General features: G+C 62.8%; 10 protein-coding genes, 1 pseudogene and 1 riboswitch. Of the genes and pseudogenes, 5 read left to right on the top strand and 6 right to left on the bottom strand.

Going from position 1 to position 18,815, the window contains the following annotated elements; translation table 11 throughout:
• Positions 1–61: 61 nt before the first annotated feature.
• The 4 genes from CSE6_RS03555 to CSE6_RS03540 form a co-directional block, all read right to left on the bottom strand.
• A complete protein-coding gene (locus CSE6_RS03555; RefSeq protein ID WP_059439907.1) occupies positions 62–2,422 on the bottom strand; it encodes a hypothetical protein in 2,361 nt (786 codons plus the stop codon).
• Positions 2,423–2,496: 74 nt separating this feature from the next.
• Entirely contained in the window at positions 2,497–4,053 is a 1,557-nt protein-coding gene (locus CSE6_RS03550) for a PAS domain-containing methyl-accepting chemotaxis protein (RefSeq protein ID WP_034353311.1), read from the bottom strand.
• Between the two features lie 137 nt (positions 4,054–4,190).
• Positions 4,191–5,408 (bottom strand): DNA polymerase IV, encoded by a 1,218-nt coding sequence (gene dinB, locus CSE6_RS03545; protein ID WP_233425095.1) that lies wholly within the window; start codon positions 5,406–5,408, stop codon positions 4,191–4,193.
• Positions 5,409–5,610: 202 nt separating this feature from the next.
• On the bottom strand, positions 5,611–7,131 hold the full coding sequence (locus tag CSE6_RS03540) for an amino acid permease (RefSeq protein ID WP_034353308.1): 1,521 nt from the start codon (positions 7,129–7,131) through the stop codon (positions 5,611–5,613).
• Between the two features lie 543 nt (positions 7,132–7,674).
• Positions 7,675–7,774: riboswitch (glycine riboswitch) on the top strand.
• A 171-nt stretch (positions 7,775–7,945) separates the two neighbouring features.
• Here CSE6_RS03540 and CSE6_RS03535 point away from each other — a divergent pair.
• A complete protein-coding gene (locus CSE6_RS03535; protein ID WP_059439906.1) occupies positions 7,946–9,214 on the top strand; it encodes a D-amino acid dehydrogenase in 1,269 nt (422 codons plus the stop codon).
• 100 nt (positions 9,215–9,314) lie between these two features.
• Positions 9,315–10,734: pseudogene (locus tag CSE6_RS03530) on the top strand (amino acid permease).
• Between the two features lie 166 nt (positions 10,735–10,900).
• Here CSE6_RS03530 and CSE6_RS03525 read toward each other — a convergent pair.
• On the bottom strand, positions 10,901–11,833 hold the full coding sequence (locus tag CSE6_RS03525; protein ID WP_034408578.1) for a DMT family transporter: 933 nt from the start codon (positions 11,831–11,833) through the stop codon (positions 10,901–10,903).
• 350 nt (positions 11,834–12,183) lie between these two features.
• Here CSE6_RS03525 and nhaA point away from each other — a divergent pair, with 350 nt between their 5' ends.
• On the top strand, positions 12,184–13,572 hold the full coding sequence (gene nhaA / locus CSE6_RS03520; protein WP_059439905.1) for a Na+/H+ antiporter NhaA: 1,389 nt from the start codon (positions 12,184–12,186) through the stop codon (positions 13,570–13,572).
• 75 nt (positions 13,573–13,647) lie between these two features.
• On the opposite strand, the gene CSE6_RS03515 is transcribed toward nhaA, so the two are convergent.
• Positions 13,648–14,826: an alpha-hydroxy acid oxidase gene (locus CSE6_RS03515; RefSeq protein ID WP_045838343.1), complete on the bottom strand. Its 1,179-nt coding sequence runs from the start codon at positions 14,824–14,826 to the stop codon at positions 13,648–13,650.
• A 198-nt stretch (positions 14,827–15,024) separates the two neighbouring features.
• Between CSE6_RS03515 and CSE6_RS03510 the strand changes: the two genes are divergently transcribed.
• Positions 15,025–16,683: an L-lactate permease gene (locus tag CSE6_RS03510; RefSeq protein WP_003067746.1), complete on the top strand. Its 1,659-nt coding sequence runs from the start codon at positions 15,025–15,027 to the stop codon at positions 16,681–16,683.
• Positions 16,684–17,141: 458 nt separating this feature from the next.
• Positions 17,142–18,806 carry an L-lactate permease gene (gene lldP / locus CSE6_RS03505; RefSeq protein ID WP_003067748.1) on the top strand — a complete coding sequence of 555 codons (1,665 nt, stop codon included), beginning with the start codon at positions 17,142–17,144 and terminating at the stop codon, positions 18,804–18,806.
• The last annotated feature ends 9 nt before the right edge of the window (positions 18,807–18,815 follow it).

The raw sequence follows: 18,815 nt of genomic DNA, 5'->3' as shown, positions 1-18,815 counted from the left end.
GGCCGCCCCGCAGCAAAGCTGCCGTCCCCCCAGAGGGAAGCCGCAGAGTGGCTCAAGGGAATCAACTCTTCCATGGGCAGTCATCCTGCCCCAGCAAAGCCTCGGCATAACGCAGATCCTGAATGCGCAGCCACAGCCCGTTCATGCCCTGGCGCAGGGGCTCGACGGCAGCACGCTGCCAGGTCTGCGCCACCACCAGCTGACGCGCCGCTGCGGGCTCCGACTGGGGCTTGTGAACCGCGCTGGCCTCGCCCTGCAGCGCCACTTCGTCAGGCAAGGGCAGATCCTGCCAATGCAGGCCCTGGGCATCCCAACCCTGCAGCACCGGCATGCGCGCCTTGAGCATCAGCGTGCGCACTTCCTTTTCCACGGGGTTGAGCCAGTGCAGCTGCCATTGACCCAGTTCGCCATAGCGCGTCTCCACAAGCTCCAGCAAGGCCCAGCCTTCGCCTGAAGGATGGGGACAGGCGCAGGGCCCGACACCGCAGAACGCCAGACCGCTGCGCGTCATGATCACGCCGTCCTTGCGAGGTTCATCATGCTGCCAATAGTGGTTGACGCGCTCGTTCACGCCGCCCCACCACCAGACGGTGTCGCCGCGCACATCGTCACGCCAGACATAGTCGCCGTCGGAACAGGGGTGTTGAATCTGTCTCACCTCGCGCCAGCGCGGCAGCAACTGCCAGCGCCCTTGCGCATCGGGTGCCAGTTCGCGCTCTGAGTAGAGCGGGCGCCAGTCGGGTCTTGCCAGATGGCTGGCCGATACGGACTGCAAAGGCCAGCGCCAGGATGCGGTCGAGGGGTCCCAGTCCTTGTCCGCCAGGCTGGCCGTCAGCGCCAGCACGCGCAGGCGAGCAGCCATGCCGCCCTTGACCGACGGCACAGCGGCCAGCCGCACCACGGGCCAGGGCAGGTCCACGCTTTGCAGGCGCTCCCCGTCCCAGATCTGCAGGCTGCCGCTGCCACCGCGAATCGGTGCACGGCCATGCGGCATGAGAATCGCCCAGCGCCCCTGCACGATCACATGTTCCAGTGCCCAGGTACCGGGCAGATGGCGTTCGCCCCATTGCAGGTTGTAGGCCGCCGTTTCGCCCAGCTCCTCCCGGGCGGGCTTGGACAGAGTCCAGATCAGGCGCTGCCCCTTGAGCGGCTCGCTCTGCGCGCGCCACAGCGCGGGCTGCGCCGGATCACGCAGCCAGTCGAAGCACAAGGGAAGCGAGGGTTTGAGGATGGGCAGGCCATCGCGCTGATGGGCAGCGCAGACATCCACCTCGCTCATGGCGCAACTGATGCTGGTGCCATCGTGCAGGCGCTCGGTCTCGGGCGTATCTAGCTGCACTTTCTGCAGCAGCAGCTCATTGAGCCAGCTCAGCGGTAAAACCGCTGGCGCTTGCGGCTCGCTCGGCGGCTCAAGATCCGGCAGGCCCAGGGCCCAGGGCTTGCGATCCTCGGGCATCAACTCCGGCCATTGCTGCCAGCCTCGCTCCATGGTCCAGACAGCGAGCCGCAGGCTGGCCTGGCTGGCATCGCCCTGGGTAGGGTAGGCATAGAGCGCAAAGGCCTGGGCATCGGCACGCCAGACCATGCTGTGGCTCTCGTCCAGCACCCAAGGCTGGGCGGCCTCACCCAGCATCAGCTGCCAGTGCGGATTCTGCAGCGGAGCCATGGGATAGCGCAGCTTGCGCAGCGAAGCCGGCCAGTGGCGCTGCAGCGCCACCGGCGGCACCGGGGTGGGCTGAGCCGGTTGAGGCAGAGTCGGCATGGGCCGGGCGACTTCGGCCGGCAGGCAGTCTGCCGGCACCCAGAGATCCACCACCTGCAGCAGGGGCTGCGGCTGCGCAGCCATATGCTCGCCCAGCCAGGCCTCGAAGCTGGCATCGGACATGATCACATGCGCATCGTCGGCAATGCCGCTTTCGTTGATGCTCTCGCCACTCCAGCGCGGCATGCGCCAGTGGATGGCATCCAACAGCTCGCCTTCCGGCTTGCTGATCACCCAGCTGCGACGGGATTTGCGGTCGACCAGATGGGCGGCCTCGCTGTCATAAAAGCCCGTGCGCAGCCAGCGCCCGTCATAGGAGGTGTGCATGTCCATCTCCCAGACATGGGGCAGGTAGACGCCATCCGCACACAGCACATCGCCATAGATGGGACCGCCCATGCCACGCTCGCCCTGGGGGCGAAAATTCACATCCCTGCTGGCCTCTGATGCCACATCCGCCTGCGCCGCAAGCTCTTGATCGGAGAGTGTCCGCGCCGCAACATCCGACGCCGCTCCGGCCTGGGCCACGGACGGCTCGGCCTCCTGCCCAGCAGTTGCAGACGACGCGGGTCTGGCGTCAGCGCGCAAACGCGATATCAGCCAGATCAGCAAACACAGGGCCAGCGCCGCAATGGCGATCAGGGTCAGCACAACACTCATGGCGCAATCCTACCGAAAGCCAATGTGAAAAAGGCAGCTCCACGGCTGCCTTTTCAGAGCAAGACCACAAAAGCCTAGAGATGGAACACGTCCACCGAACGCTCCAGCGTCCTGGCACTCAGGCGCAGCGATTGCGCTGCGCTGGTCGACTGCTCCACCAGCGCCGCATTCTGCTGGGTCACTGAGTCGAGTTGGGCCACGGCCTCGTTGACCTGGGAGATGCCTATCGACTGCTCACGCGTGGCAATGCTGATCTGGTGCACCAGGGAGCCGACCTTGTCCACGGCCTGCACCATGCCGTCTATGGTCTGGCCCGCGGCACGCATGCGCGCATTTCCGTCATTGATGCCATCGACCGTGCGGTTGATGAGCACGCTGATCTCCTTGGCCGCTTCGGCGCTGCGCTGGGCCAGTGCTCGCACCTCGCCTGCCACCACGGCAAAGCCGCGCCCCTGCTCGCCGGCCCGCGCCGCTTCCACGGCCGCGTTCAGCGCCAGCAGATTGGTCTGGAAGGCAATGCTCTCGATCACGCCAATGATCTCGCTCATGCGGGTGGAGGAGCCGCGGATATGCTCCATGGCCAGTCCCACTTCGCTGATGGCCGCGCCGCTGCGGCTGGCCACCTTGCTGCTCTCGTCGCTGGCACCGGCCATGAACTGTGCCGTGTCGGCCGTCTGCGACACGGTGCCCGAAATTTCCTCCATCGAGGCCGCCGTCTGCTGCAGGCTGGTGGCCTGCGACTCGGTACGCCCTGCCAGATCGAAACTGCTCTGGGCGATTTCATGGGCAGTCTGGGCAAAGCCCTGCACCTCGGTACGCACATCGCCCACCACGGCGCGCAGATTGATCTGAATCTGCTGCAGCCTCAGCATCAGCGCCCCCACGGCACCGCTGTAGCTCTGGCTGCATTCGGTACTCAGATTGCAGGCGGCCACATCGGCTGCAAAGCGGCTGGCTTCCTCCAGTCCCGCCACGCAGCGCCGTTGAAAGCGCCACAGCACGAATGCGCCGCCTGCCACCAGGCTTGCAGCACGCCAGCCCCAGGCAGTTGCACCCTGCCAACCCAGCATATCGGGCAGCATGGCGATCAAGGCCATGATGGCCAGCAACCAGGCCATGCGCGCCACCAGGCCCACATCCTTGCGACCATCCCACCAGCCCATCAGCCCCAGACGGCGCACCGCGCCCGCGCGCAGGCGGAAGCTGGCCTGTGCCTGCTTTTCCTCGTTGCGCATGCGCGCGTACAGCGCTTCGGCTTCGGCCACTTCGGCGGCCGAAGGCTTGGTGCGCACCGACAGATAGCCGCTTGGCTTGCCGCCCTCCATGATGGGCGTGACATTGGCGCGCACCCAGTAGTGGTCGCCGTTCTTGCGGCGGTTCTTGACCAGTGCCGTCCAGGGATAGCCATGGGCAATGGTGCGCCACATATCCTTGAAGGCAGCGGCCGGCATGTCGGGGTGGCGAATCAGATTGTGCGGCTGGCCGATCAGCTCTTCGTAGGCATAGCCGCTGACGCGCACAAAGGCCGGGTTGCAATGCGTGATCTCGCCCTTGGTGTTGGTGCTGGAGACCAGCAGCTCGTCACCTGGAAAGTCGTAGTTTTGTTGAGATACCGGCAGGTTCAGGCGCATGCTTTGCACTCCTCCAATAAGCCTGTTTAGTTTTTGTTCGAGAGTGAGCGATCAGGCATCCCGTCGATAGCTGGTTAACCAGATACACAAATTCACACTTGGATCATCGCACAGTGATGATTCCCGAGCCCCCAGGCTCAGAACAGAGATGCGGTATAGGGATCCGAATGCTTGACCGAGGTCAAACCATGAGGTCTGAGCAGCAGTTCGCGAGCCGCAGGATCGTGGGCGCTGGCCTGCCAGAGCTGCTCGGCAATCAGGCCCGAGACCTTGACCCCAAGCAGCCTGATGCGCTTGCCAAGCGGCACGCGCTTGAGGCATTGGCCCGCGGCCAGGCGGATGGCCGCCGCATCCTGTATCGGCAGGTTCAGGGTCTGGTCCCGCGTGGCAATCCTGAAATCGTCATAGCGCAGCTTGATGCCCACGGTGCGCCCCACATAGCCCTTGCGCTGCAGATCCTCGGCCAGACGCTCGCACAGGTCCGTGAAGATCGCGCCCAGTTCGACCTTGTCGCGTACGGCATGCAGATCGCGCTCGAAGGTGGTCTCGCGACTCATGGACACCGGCTCGCTCTCGGTCACCACGGCGCGTTCGTCCCGCCCCCAGGCCGACTCGTGCAGCCAGTGGCCATAGCTTTTGCCAAACCAGTGCAGCAGCTGCGGCAGGCTTTGCGCGGCCAGGTCGCCAATGGTTTCTATGCCCAGGCTCTTGAGCTTGGCATCGGCCTTGGGTCCTATGCCGTTGACCTTGCGGCAGGCCAGCGGCCAGATCCGGCTTTGCAGATCTTCGGGCTGGACGATGGAGATGCCGTTGGGCTTGTTGAACTCGCTGGCCATCTTGGCCAGCAGCTTGTTGGGCGCCACGCCGACCGAGCAGGTCAGGCCCGTGGCGTCGAAGATGGATTTCTGGATCAGCCGGGCCAGCACGCGTCCGCCTTCGCGCTGGCCGCCGGGCACGTCGGTGAAGTCGATGTAGACCTCGTCCACGCCGCGGTTCTCCATCAGCGGAGCAATCGACACGATGATCTCTTTGAAGGCCCGGGAAAAGCGCCTGTACTCGGTAAAGTCCACGGGCAGAAGAATCGCCTGCGGGCACAGCCTGGCGGCCTTCATCATGCCCATGGCCGAGCCCACGCCGAACTGCCGCGCCGGATAGGTGGCCGTGGTGATCACGCCGCGCCCCGTGTAATCGCGCAGCAGCGGAAAGTCCGCCACCGGGATCTCGGACAGCGGCCGCCCCGCATGGCGCGCCAGCAGCTCCTCGTCAAAGCTGCGCCGACCGCCACCGATGACCACCGGCAGCCCCTTGAGCTGCGGGTAGCGCAGCAGCTCCACGGAGGCGTAGAACGCATCCATGTCCAGATGCGCGATGCGCCTGGGCCTGGAATCGGGGCTGGTGGGAAGATCTCTCACAGTGCCGATTTTGCCTGCGCTGGCAAGAGACGGCAGCCATGCATTAAACAAGCACACACGCACCTGAAAACAGCAAGCAGCGGCATGACCTCATGCCCTGCAGCCTTCCCCCTCCCGCACAGAGAAGAGGAAGGCTCAAACCGCCTCAGGACGAAACCTTGCCCTGCTTGATGTCTTCGAGCTCGTCAAAGCGCATATCGGCATAGCTGACCCAGGTCTTGCGCTTGACCAGCCAGTAACCCAGCCAGAACAGCAGGAACAACGGAATGCCCAGATAGGTCGAGACCACGCCGCCCCAATCGATGCGATCTTCCAGGAAGGCCTGGTAGTTCTGGCCCAGCGTCACCACCAGACACAGCACAAAGGCAAAGATGGGACCGAAGGGGAAGGCGCCGGCCTTGTAGGGCAGCAGGCCCACATCGTGGCCGTGCATGACATAGCCGCGACGGAAGCGGTAGTGGCTGACGGCAATGCCCAGCCAGACGATGAACTCCGTCATGCCGGCCAGATTCAGCAGCCAGATATAGACGGCCTGCGGGCTATAGAGCGAGGAAAACAGACACAGGCTGGCGACCAGCGTGCTGCCGATCAAGGCCACCAGCGGCACGCCGTTCTGGGTCAGCCGGGAGAAGATGCGCGGCGCATTGCCCTCGGTCGCCATGTTGTAGAGCATGCGCGTGGCCGCATACATGCCGGAGTTGCCGGCCGACAGCACCGAGGTCAGGATCACCGCATTCATCACCGTGGCCGCCGACAGCAGGCCTGCGTGCTGGAACACCAGCGTGAACGGGCTCACGGCGATATCCGCCACATCGGTGCGCAGCAGCTGCGGATCGGTATAGGGAATCAGAAAGCCGATGACGACAATGGCCAGCACATAGAACAGCAGGATGCGCCAGAACACCTGACGAATCGCACGCGGTACGTTCTCGCGCGGATTCTCGGATTCGCCTGCCGCAACGCCCACCAGCTCCGTGCCCTGGAAGGAATAGGCCACGATCATGGCCACGCCCACAAAGGTCGCGAAATTACCGACGAATGGCGCATCGCCCGTGGTCCAGTTCTCGAAGCCGGGTACATGGCCGTTGCTGATGATGCCGAACAGAATCAGCACGCCGGTGATCAGAAAGGCCACCACGGCCAGCACCTTGATCAGCGCGAACCAGTACTCGGCCTCGGCAAAGCCGCGCGCGGAAAACGCGTTCAGCCCCACCATCAGCAGCAGGAACAGGCCGCTCCAGACGATGCCGGGCACATCGGGAAACCAGTAGGCCATGACCAGTTGCGAGGCCACCAGGTCCACCGCCACCACCACAGCCCAGCTGAACCAGAAGTTCCAGCCCAGCGCAAAGCCGAAGCCTCGATCCACATAGCGCGAGGCATAGGTAGAGAAAGAGCCGGCCACAGGCATGAAGGCGGCCAGCTCGCCCAGGCTGGTCATGATGTAGTACACCATGATGCCTATGAGCAGATAGGTGAGCACGGCACCACCAGGGCCGATCTGGGCGATGGCCGAGCCTGAGGCCACGAACAGGCCCGTTCCGATGGCGCCGCCAATGGCAATCATGCTCAGGTGGCGCTGCTTGAGCACCCGGTGCAAGCGGGGCTGGTTATCGTCACCATCACCAGTCGGCGCGAGCTGCTGGCTTGAGTTGGGTTGGGACATAAATGTCTTGTTGTAATGGTTTGCGCCCATCCGGACAAAACACCCAACCATCCCGCAGGCGCTGCGGCAGGCAACGCAAAAAGGCGACCATGACGATCGCGGGCAACAAGGACAAAGGAACGAAGCCATGACAGCAGAACGCCATGGCGGATAGGCCAGTTGCATCCTGAATCGGCAGCCACCCCAGTCGGGCGCTTCAATGGCAAAGCGGTGATATCGCCGGGCCAATTGACAGGCAAAGACGATATTTTGCCCAAATCCACCGCCGACCATGCCCCGCCATGCCAATGCAGGGGCTGACTCTGGGGCTGCTCGGTGGCACTTGACAGCGTCTATCGCTATGAATTTAGAAGCACACTGCGCTTTAATAAATTCATTTTCATAGACAAACAATCAATATTTCATTGAAGGATAAGCGACAAGCGCTATCAAATAGCGTGAACCCGACATGAGTAGCCATGGCTGGGCCCTGGCGCAGAAGTCTAGAAAACCCGTATATCCAGGCACCGCCGTTCTTCCTACATTTGCCCACAGGCTCTCAGCCCGGTGATGCCGAGAGAGACTGCAGCGCAAACTTGGCGCATGCAGCGCCGAAGGAGCAACCGCCCCGGAAACTCTCAGGCCAAAGGATCGGCATCGCTTTCACACACTCTGAAGAATGTCCGGACGTCATCGTCCGCCGGGCATACCGAAGGAGCAAGCGAGCAGCGCCGCAAGGCCCTGCCTCGTGAATCTCTCAGGTCCAGAACAGAGGGGGCGTCCGCTGCGCATGTTGCGCACGGGCTCCACCCTTGACGTGTCTGGAATCTGAATCATGAAGACAATCGCCGTCATCGGCGGTGGCATCACGGGCGTGACCACCGCCTACGCCCTCGCACGCCGCGGATTTGCCGTCACCCTGTTCGAGAAGCAGCGCTATGCCGCCATGGAAACCTCGTTCGCCAATGGCGGCCAGCTCTCGGCCTCGAACGCCGAGGTCTGGACCCATTGGTCCACCATCGTCAAGGGCCTCAAGTGGATGCTCAAGAGCGATGCTCCGCTGCTGCTCAATCCCAGGCCCAGCTGGCACAAGATTTCCTGGTTCTGCCAGTTTCTCGCTGCCATCCCCCATTACGAGAAAAACACCGTGGAAACCGCCAGGCTGGCGATTGCGGCACGCGAGCACCTGTTTGACTGGGCGTCCAGCGAAGGCATTGACTTCGATCTGAAGCGAAAAGGCATCTTGCATATCTACCGCGACCGAGCAGGCTTTGAACATGCGGGCAAGGTTTCCCGGTTGCTGGCCAAAGGCGGTCTGGAGCGCCGCGCCGTGACACCGCAGGAGATGCGCGCCATAGAGCCGACCCTGTCCGGAACCTTCTATGGCGGCTACTTCACCGAGAGCGACTCCACGGGCGACATCCACAAGTTCACCAGCGGCCTGGCTGCCGCCTGCGAACGACTGGGCGTGCAATGCCGCTACGGCCAGGAAATCATGTCGGTGAACAGCAACGGCAAGCAGGCCAGCGTGACCGTGCGCCAGGGCCTGGAAACCGAGACCTCGACTTTCGACGCCATGGTGGTCTGCGCAGGCACGGCAAGCCGCGCCCTGGCTGCCCAGCTCGGCGACAGCGTCAACATCTATCCGGTCAAGGGCTATTCCATCACGGTCAATCTGCCGGACGAAGCCAGCCGCGCCGCAGCCCCCGTGGTGAGTCTGCTGGACGACGAGACCAAGCTGGTCACCAGCCGCCTCGGCAACGATCGCTTCCGCGTTGCCGGTACGGCCGAATTCAACGGCTACAACAAGGACATCCGAGCCGACCGCATCCGTCCACTCATCGAATGGGTTCAGCAGTGCTTCCCGGGCGTCAGCACGCGCAGCGTCGTGCCCTGGGCGGGCCTGCGCCCCATGATGCCGGACATGCTGCCGCGCGTGGGCCCTGGCAACAAGCCCTGCGTGTTCTACAACACCGGCCACGGCCATCTGGGCTGGACCTTGTCGGCCGTCACCGCCGACATGGTCGGCGACCTCGTGCTGCAGTCCATGGGCAGCGCCAGCAGACAGCCCCGACCGGCCACGCTGAGCACCGCCAGCGCCTGACCACGACCTGAAAACCTCATCAACAAGCCAGACACGGCAGCCGCAGCGCCCCGTGAGGGGCAGCTGTTGCCGTGTGAATGGCAAAACGGAGACATACAACATGAGTCGAAATCATCCAAGCGCAGCCGGGGAGTCGCTGCAGCAGACAGGGGAGCTGGAGCGCGGCCTCAAGGACCGGCACATCCAGCTGATCGCCCTGGGCGGCGCCATTGGCGTGGGCCTGTTCCTGGGCTCGGCCAAGGCAATCCACAAGGCTGGTCCGCTGCTGCTGGTCAGCTACGCCATCGCGGGGCTGGCCATCTTCTTCATCATGCGGGCACTGGGCGAGTTGCTGGTGCACCGCCCGGTGGCCGGCTCTTTTGCCACCTATGCCGAAACCTATGTCAGCCCCTGGGCCGGATTCGTCACCGGCTGGACCTACTGGTTCACCTGGGTGGTGACGGGCATGGCGGAGCTCACTGCCATAGGCATCTACACCCATTACTGGTTTCCCGCCATTCCCGGCGCTCGCCACCCTGGCCGTGCTGCTGGGCGTGAATCTGATCGCGGTCAAGGTCTTCGGCGAGCTGGAATTCTGGTTCGCGCTGATCAAGGTCGTGACCATTGTTGCCACGCTGGTGCTGGGTGTGGCCATCATCACCACGGGCTGGGGACCGCTGGGCCAGACGGCAAGCTTCACCAACCTATGGTCGCATGGAGGCTTTGCACCCGTGGGCATGGTGGGCGTGGTCTTCACCTTGCAGATAGCCTGCTTTGCCTATACCGGCGTGGAATTGATAGGCGTGACAGCCGGTGAAGCCGAGTCGCCCGAGAAAGTGCTGCCCCGTGCCACCAACAGCATCGTCTACCGCATTCTGATCTTCTATATCGGCGCCCTGATCGTCATCATGTCGCTGGTGCCCTGGAACGAACTCAGCCCCGACATGAGCCCCTTCGTCCATGTCTTCGACAAGCTGGGCATTCCCGCCGCTGCCGGCATCATCAACTTCGTGGTCATCACCGCCGCAGCCTCTTCGTGCAACAGCGGCATCTTCAGCACGGGCCGCATGCTCTATACGCTGGCGCAATTCAAACAGGCGCCCGCCCGCCTGGGCCGGGTCAATGCGCGCCATGTGCCTGCGGCCGGCATTGTGCTGTCGGCGGCATTCATGCTGCTTGGCGTGGTGCTGAACTATCTGGTGCCCGAGGAAGCCTTCATCTACGTGACCAGCATTGCCACCATAGGCGCCGTCTGGACCTGGGGCATCATCGTCTTCTCCCATCTGCGCTATCGCCGCGCCGTCAGGCTGGGTCATGCCGCAGCCGTGGCCTACCGCATGCCCGGCGCGCCGTTCACCAACTGGTTTGTGCTGGCTTTTCTGGCCGTGGTGCTGGTCTGCCTGTCGCTGGATGCCAGCACCCGCGTGGCGCTATATATCGCGCCCCTGTGGTTTGCGCTGCTGACGATCGGCTACCGGCTCTACGCGGTCAAGCCCGAGCAGCGCCAAAGCCTGGCGCAAGCGCAGCAGCAAGCCGCCTGAGGCTCAGCACAGCCGCGCTGTCGATGCCCTGGCTGTAGCCAGCTGAGACCGCGACAGCCGCGGCGGCACGCTATTGATTCAGAAGCTTCTTGCGCTTTTTCATAGTTCATTTCAAAGACTTTTAGCTTTGAAAATGAGACTAGGCAAGCGCAGGAAGCTCTTGAAATCAGAGCTGCAGACAGATCAGCACCAGGCCCAGCATCATCAGCGCCATGCCCAGCTTTTCTGTCAATGAGAGCTTCTCGCTGAACACCTTGCGCGAGACGATATAGCTGAACACCACCTCCACCATGCCCAGGGTGCGCACGGCGGCTGCCCCCTGCATGGCATAGGCGGTGAACCAGGCCAGCGAGGCCGCAGCGCCCATGCTGCCGGCCAGCAGCGAGATGCGCCAGGCCTTGAAGATGGGGCGCAGGCCCTGTTCATGGGTTCTGGCAATCCAGGCGCTCATGACGACGGACTGCATGGTCTGCGCGATCAGCACGCCCCAGGCCCCCGACAACCAGGGCGAGCTCACGCCCAGTGTTGCGATCTCGACCGCGCCACCGCGAAAGCCCACCGTGGCCAGCGCAAAACAGGCGCCGCAGATCAGCCCGTAGACCGAGGATTTGCTGGTCCAGGCCGAGAGCGTGAACAGCTGCCCGCGCGGCGGCAGCGACAGCATCAGCACGCCCACGGTGGCAAGCACCATGGCCAGCAGCGCCAGCCGGCTCGGCAGCTCATGCAGGAACATGGCGGCAAACAAGGCCACTTGCAGTACCTCGGTCTTGGACAGCGTGACCGCCACGGCAAAATTGCGCTCCTTCATGGCCATGAGCAAGGCAGCCGTGGCCGCAACCTGAAAGAAGGCACCAAGTGCGATCCAGCCCAGATAGGCGGCGCTGAACTTCGGCAGCACCTGGGACGGATCGCCCAGACCATACAGCGCCAGCAGATAGATGGCAGCAAACGGCAAGCCATAGAGAAAGCGCACCAGCGTGGCTGGCAAGGTGCCGACCTGCGCCGTCAGCGAGCGCTGGGCCGTGTTGCGCACCGTCTGCGCCGCCGCCGCAAACAGCACCACCCCCACCCACAAATATTCCATTCCTATGCCCGGCATGAGACGCTTTCTTTTCTGTTAGCGCGCCAGCATAGCGCCGGCTGCCGGACGGTGCTGACGCGATTCGTGCAGTCCACCCGCTCAAGCCAAGGCGACGTGAAGCACGAACGGCTTCCGTTCTGATGACGAAGTCTCCACCCCGGCAAAATAACCTCAAATCCAGACCATTGCTGCGTCTTTAGCTACAATTTCAGCCGGGTGCCCGCCGCACGAGGTGGCGATGGCAGGTGAATGTTCATGCGCAGGTCGGGCCGCCAGCGCACCAGTCGTTTGCAGTGCAGACGGCACCAGCAGGCATTGCCTCAGGTGCCGCACGCCTTCAGCGTACGACTTCAGACACCTACCGACACATGGACCCACAAACACTTGTGCAGGCCCCTGCGCCTTTTGCATCCCAAAATTCACCCCGTGTTTCCGCACTGCAATCCGCGACCGAGCGCGTGCAGGCACAAATCTCGCACCTGCTGCATATCGAATCCTTTGCCGGCATGGTGCTCATGCTGGCCGCTGCGGCAGCCCTGATCTGGGCCAACTCCGGCGCGGCGCAAAGCTACTTTGCACTGTGGCATGCCCCCGTCGCGCTGACGCTTGGCCCCTGGAGCTTCAGCACCGATCTGCATTTCATCGTCAACGATGTGCTGATGACGGTGTTCTTTCTGGTCGTGGGCATGGAGATCCGGCGCGAGCTGCACAACGGCGCGCTGGCCAGCCTGCGTCAGGCCAGTCTGCCGCTGATCGCAGCCATCGGCGGCGTGGCCGTGCCCGCACTCATCTACGTGGTCCTGGCGGGCAACGACAGGACGCTGCTCAACGGCTGGGCAATTCCGACGGCGACCGACATCGCGTTTGCCGTGGGCGTGCTGGCCTTGCTGGGCCGCAATATCCCGGGTGCACTGCGTATCTTCCTGCTGGCCCTGGCCATCATCGACGACATCGTGGCCGTGCTCATCATCGCCTTCTTCTACTCCGGCGGCCTGCAGGCCATGGGCTTTGTGGTTGCCGCAGCCGGCGTGCTGCTGGTGCTGCTGTTCAACCGCATGGGCATTGCCGCCGCGCCCCTGTATGTGCTGCCCGGAGCCATTCTCTGGTTCGGCCTGCTCAAGACCGGCGCTCATCCCACTCTGGCAGGTGTGGTGCTGGGTCTGATGACGCCTGTATTTGTACGCCCCGCTTCCATGCCGCTGCTGATCACGGCACAGACGGCCATGCGCAAGGCCGGCGAGCAGATGCTGAGCGGCCGGCCCGATCCGCAGCACCTGCTGCAGGAGTTGCGCACTGCCCAGCTCGCACAGCGCGACCTGCTGCCGCCTGCTCTGCGCCTGCCCATGATTCTTCATCCCTGGGTGGCTTTTTGCATCATGCCCATCTTTGCGCTGGCCAATGCCGGCGTGCAGTTCTCGGACATAGACCTGAGCGCAGCCGCACCACAGACCACGGCCATGGCCGTGCTGGTGGCCCTGGTGCTGGGCAAGCCCCTGGGGGTCTTCATCTGCACCTGGCTGGCCGTCAAGAGCGGGCTGTGCAGCCTGCCCGAGGGCCTGAACTGGCGCGGTGTGCTGCTGGTGGGCCTGCTGGCCGGCATAGGCTTTACCATGTCCATCTTTGTCGGCGGTCTGGCCTTTGCGGATGCGAGCCTGCTGGGCGCGGCCAAGCTGGGCATTCTGGCCGGCTCGGCCATGGCAGCCTTGCTGGGGCTTGGTTATGGATTTGCCATGCGCAAGCGTTTCGAGCAGCCCTGAACGCCACGACACACCGCCGGAAATCAAAAAGGTCAGCCCTGCAAAGGACTGACCTTTTTTCATGCCGCAGAACAATCAGCTCTGCTCGAAAGGTTTCGGGTAAGTGCCGGGCAACAGAATTTCTTTGCCGACCTGGTTGATATTGGTGTGCCCGCAGAAGGCCATGGTGGTGTCCAGTTCCTTGTGGATGATCTGCAACGCCTTGCTCACGCCGGCCTGGCCATAAGCGCCCAGACCGTAGAGGAAGCTGCGACCTATCATCGTGCCTTGCGCACCCAGTGCACGGGCCTTGAGCACGTCCTGACCGCTGCGAATGCCGCCATCCATCCAGACTTCGATGTCCTTGCCCGCAGCCTCTGCAATCGATGGCAAGGCTGCAATCGAAGAAGGCGCACCATCGAGCTGACGGCCGCCATGGTTGCTGACCACCAGCGCATCAGCACCGCTTTGCGCGGCCAGACGCGCATCTTCGGCATCCATCACGCCCTTGAGAATGATCTTGCCGCCCCAGAGCTTCTTGATCCATTCCACATCGCTCCAGTTCAGTGACGGATCGAACTGATCTGCCGTCCAGGACGACAGCGAGGACACATCGCCCACACCATCCACATGGCCGACGATATTGCCGAAGCTGCGGCGCTTGGTACCCAGCATTCCAAGGCACCAGTGCGGCTTGGTCGCCAGATTGATGAGGTTTGCCAGCGTGGGCTTGGGCGGGGTGGACAGGCCGTTCTTGATGTCCTTGTGGCGCTGACCCAGGATCTGCAGGTCCAGCGTCACCACCAGCGCCGAGCAGTTGGCTGCCTTGGCCCGATTGATCAGGCGCTCCATGAAGGCCTTGTCGCGCATCACATAGAGCTGGAACCAGAACGGATGGCGATCGGTGTGCTCGGCTATGTCCTCCAGCGAGCAGATGCTCATGGTGGACAGCGTGAACGGCACGCCAAAGGCCTTGGCGGCCTTGGCTCCAAGAATCTCGCCATCGGCATGCTGCATGCCGGTCAGGCCCGTGGGTGCAATCGCCACCGGCATGGCGACCTCCTCGCCGATCATGGTGGTGCGCGTGCTGCGCCCTTCCATGTTCACGGCCACACGCTGACGCAACTTGATTGACCGGAACTCGTCTTCGTTGGCCCGATACGTGCCCTGGGTGTAAGAGCCCGAATCGGCGTAGTCATAGAACATGCGCGGCACACGACGCTTGGCCACCACACGCAGGTCTTCGATACAGGTGATTTTGGAAAGATCGCTCACGACTTCTAGCCTTGTAATTGGAGTTGAACCCGATGGTAGCCCTCATCGCCGTCATCGGCAGTTCACTATGGTTTGAAGTGATTTATGCCGGTTTTGAAATTTTCTTCAGCGAGGGGAAATCAAGGGCTAATGCTAGGTATGCAAGCCTATTCGCACAGCCACCATCCTTGTCACCACAACAAACAGGAGACAACAGAGATGGTTTGGCAACAGGTCTATGACCCTCTATCGAATATGTGGCTATCCACATTGCTGGCGGCCATTCCGGTCGTGGTGATGCTGGTGGGCCTTGGTTTTCTGCACATGAAGGCCCACCTGGCCGCAGGAGCAGGCCTGATTGCAGCGCTGCTGATTGCAGTCTTTGTCTACAACATGCCCGGCGAAATGGCGGGGCGCGCAGCCTTGTTCGGCGGCTTCACCGGCCTGCTGCCCATTGGCTGGATTGTGCTGAACATCATCTTCCTGCATCAGCTGACCGAGCAGAACGGCAGCTTCAAGGTGCTGCAGGACTCACTTTCCGGGATCACCGAAGACCGCCGCATCCAGTTGCTGCTGATTGCCTTTTCTTTCGGTGCCTTTTTCGAGGGCGCTGCCGGCTTCGGGACACCCGTGGCCGTGACGGCAGCCATCCTGATCGGCCTGGGCTTTTCTCCACTGGCGGCATCCGGTCTGTCGCTGATCGCCAATACCGCACCCGTGGCCTTTGGCGCCCTGGGCACGCCCGTCATCACGCTGGCCAAGGTCCATGGCTACGATCTGATGGAAGTGACCGCCATGATCGGCCGCCAGCTGCCTTTCTTCTCGGTGCTGGTGCCGTTCTGGCTGATCTGGGCCTTTGCCGGTCGCAAGGGCATGATGGAGATCTGGCCCGCGATTCTGGTCACCGGCCTGTCGTTTGCCATTCCCCAGTATCTGGTCTCCAACTTCATCGGCCCAGAGCTGGTGGACATCATCGCGGCCATTGTTTCCATGGCCAGCCTGATCCTGTTCCTGCGCGTCTGGCAGCCCAAGAAGATCTGGACCTCGGCCTCGCTGCGCGGTAAGGATATCAGCGCCTCCGAAGTCAAGCCGCCACAGCCTGTGGCCAAGCACAGCAAGAGCGCGCTGATCGCCGCCTGGACACCCTGGATCATTCTCTCGGTGTTTGTGTTCATCTGGGGCCTGCCACCGGTCAAGGCCTGGCTCAACAGCCTGTTTGCCCCCGCCTTCCCCATGACGGGCCTGCACAATCTGATCGAGAAAATGCCGCCCGTGGTGCCCCAGCCGACCAAGGAGGGTGCGGTCTACACGCTGAACCTGCTGTCTGCCACCGGAACCGCCATTCTGTTCTCGGCCATCGTCAGCGCCTTCGTCATGAAGTACAACCCGGTGACCATAGTGCGCACCTTCTTCAAGACCACATGGCTGGTGCGCTACTCGCTGCTGACCATCGTGCTGATGCTGGCCCTGGGCACGCTGACACGCTACTCGGGCACAGACACCACCCTGGGCCTGGCCTTTGCCAACACAGGTGTGCTCTACCCCTTCTTCGGCACGCTGATGGGCTGGCTGGGCGTGGCGCTCACAGGCTCGGACACGGCATCCAACGTGCTGTTCGGCGGCATGCAGAAGGTCGCCGCCGACCAACTGGGCCTGTCCCCCAACCTCATGGGCGCCGCCAACAGCTCGGGCGGCGTGATGGGCAAGATGATCGATGCGCAATCCATCGTCGTGGCTTCGACCGCCACACGCTGGTTCAACCGCGAGGGCGACATCCTGCGCTACGTATTCTTCCACTCCATCGCCCTGGCCTGCCTGATGGGCCTGTTCGTCACCATGCAGGCCTATGTCTGGCCGTTCAAGCTGATGGTGAACTGAGCCCCCGAGCCGCTTTGCGGCTTGCCCTGACGGGACACCCTAAAGGGCCACACTGACCCTTGCTCGGCATCTCTGGCCTGGGCCGCGGCAGTTTTCCACCGCGCATGTCCCTTTTCTCAACCCACCAGGTGGGCCCCCAGCAGCCGCAGCGCCTTCGGGCCTGCGGCTTTTTTGCGCCGTTTGCAGGGATCAGCGTAACACCAATCCGCAAATTGGTATTACCAATCAATTGCTCAAAACAAGGGAAAACCACTAATTCATGACCAAAACCCCATTTCTATAATCCATCCAACCCGAAATCGCCACATATTGGTCATACCAATTTAGCAAGCGAAGCCGAACAAGACTGCATGACAGCGTCCGGCGCAGGGCGGCATGGTTGTTTAAAGAATTGACGGGGAAGCTTCTGGACGCTCAGGAGGGTTGCCCTCCCCGCATAAATCCAGGAGATCAAGGCAATGCAAGAAATCTGGTCGCAGAACTACGACCCCGCAGGCAATGTGTGGGTGTCGGCGCTGGTGGCGCTGATACCCATCATCTTTTTCTTTCTCGCGCTGACCAAGCTGCGCCTCAAGGGCTATGTGGCGGGCACCATCACGGTGGCGCTGTCCCTGGCCGTGGCGCTGCTCTTCTACCGCATGCCCGTGGCCAATGCGCTGGCAGCAGGCGTCTACGGCTTCTTCTACGGCCTGTGGCCGATTGCCTGGATCATTGTCGCGGCGGTCTTTCTCTACAAGGTCTCGGTCAAGACCGGACAGTTCGACATCATCCGCTCGTCGATTCTCTCGGTCACAGAAGACCAGCGCCTGCAGCTCATCCTGGTGGGCTTTTGCTTCGGTGCCTTCCTTGAGGGAGCCGCCGGCTTCGGCGCCCCCGTGGCCATCACGGCGGCGCTGCTGGTGGGCCTGGGTTTCAGGCCTCTGTATGCAGCCGGCCTGTGCCTGATCGGCAATACCGCCCCCGTGGCCTTCGGCGCCATGGGCATTCCCGTCATCGTAGCCGGTCAGGTCTCGGGCGTCGATGTCATGGCCATCAGCCAGATGGCCGGCCGCCAGTTGCCGTTCATGACCATCATCGTGCTGTTCTGGCTCATGGCCATCATGGACGGCTGGCGCGGCGTGAAGGAAACCTGGCCTGCGGTGCTGGTGGGCGGCGGCAGCTTTGCACTCGGACAGTTTCTGACGGCCAACTACATCGGCCCCGAACTGCCGGACATCACCTCGGCCATCTTCGCCCTGGTGACACTGACCACTTTCCTCAAGTTCTGGCAGCCCAAGCGCATCTTCCGCTTCGACACCGAGCCGGGCGCAGCAAAGATCCAGACGACAGCCCCTGCCAAACTGACGACCGGCATGGTGATCAAGGCCTGGTCGCCCTTCATCATCCTCACGGCCATGGTGACCATTTGGAGCCTCAAGCCCTTCAAGGCGCTGTTCGCCTCGGGCGGTGCACTGTCCGGCACGGTCTTCAGCATTCCCGTGCCCATGCTGCACAATCTGGTGCAGAAAATGGCTCCCGTCGTCGCCGCGCCCACGCCCTATGGCGCGGTCTATTCCTTCAACTGGCTGTCGGCCACTGGAACCGCGATCCTGATCGCCGCCGTGCTCGCCATTCTTTTGCTGCGCCTCAAGCCAGCCGTGGCAGTCCAGACCCTGGGCGAGACCTTCAAGGAACTGGCCCTGCCCATCTACTCCATCGGCATGGTGCTGGCCTTTGCCTTCATCGCCAACTACTCCGGCCTGTCCACCACGCTGGCCATGGCCCTGGCCCATACGGGCAAGGCCTTTGCGTTCTTCTCGCCCTTCCTGGGCTGGGTCGGCGTGTTCCTCACGGGATCCGACACCTCGGCCAATGCGCTGTTCGGCGCCCTGCAGGCCACGACGGCAGCGCAGCTGGGGCTGCCCGAGGTTCTGGCCGTGACGGCCAACACCACCGGCGGTGTGACCGGCAAGATGATCTCGCCCCAGTCCATCGCCATTGCCTGCGCAGCCGTGGGCCTGGCCGGCAAGGAATCGGACCTGTTCCGCTTCACCGTCAAGCACAGTCTGGCCTTCCTGGTGCTAATCGGCATCATCTGCACGCTGCAGGCTTATGTGTTTCCGTGGATGATTCCCACCACCTGAAACTCCTGC

It is taken from the genome of Comamonas sp. E6, from assembly GCF_001010305.1.
In the GTDB taxonomy this organism is placed as follows: Bacteria; Pseudomonadota; Gammaproteobacteria; order Burkholderiales; family Burkholderiaceae_C; genus Comamonas; species Comamonas thiooxydans.
This window is presented reverse-complemented; position numbering and strand designations above follow the sequence as displayed.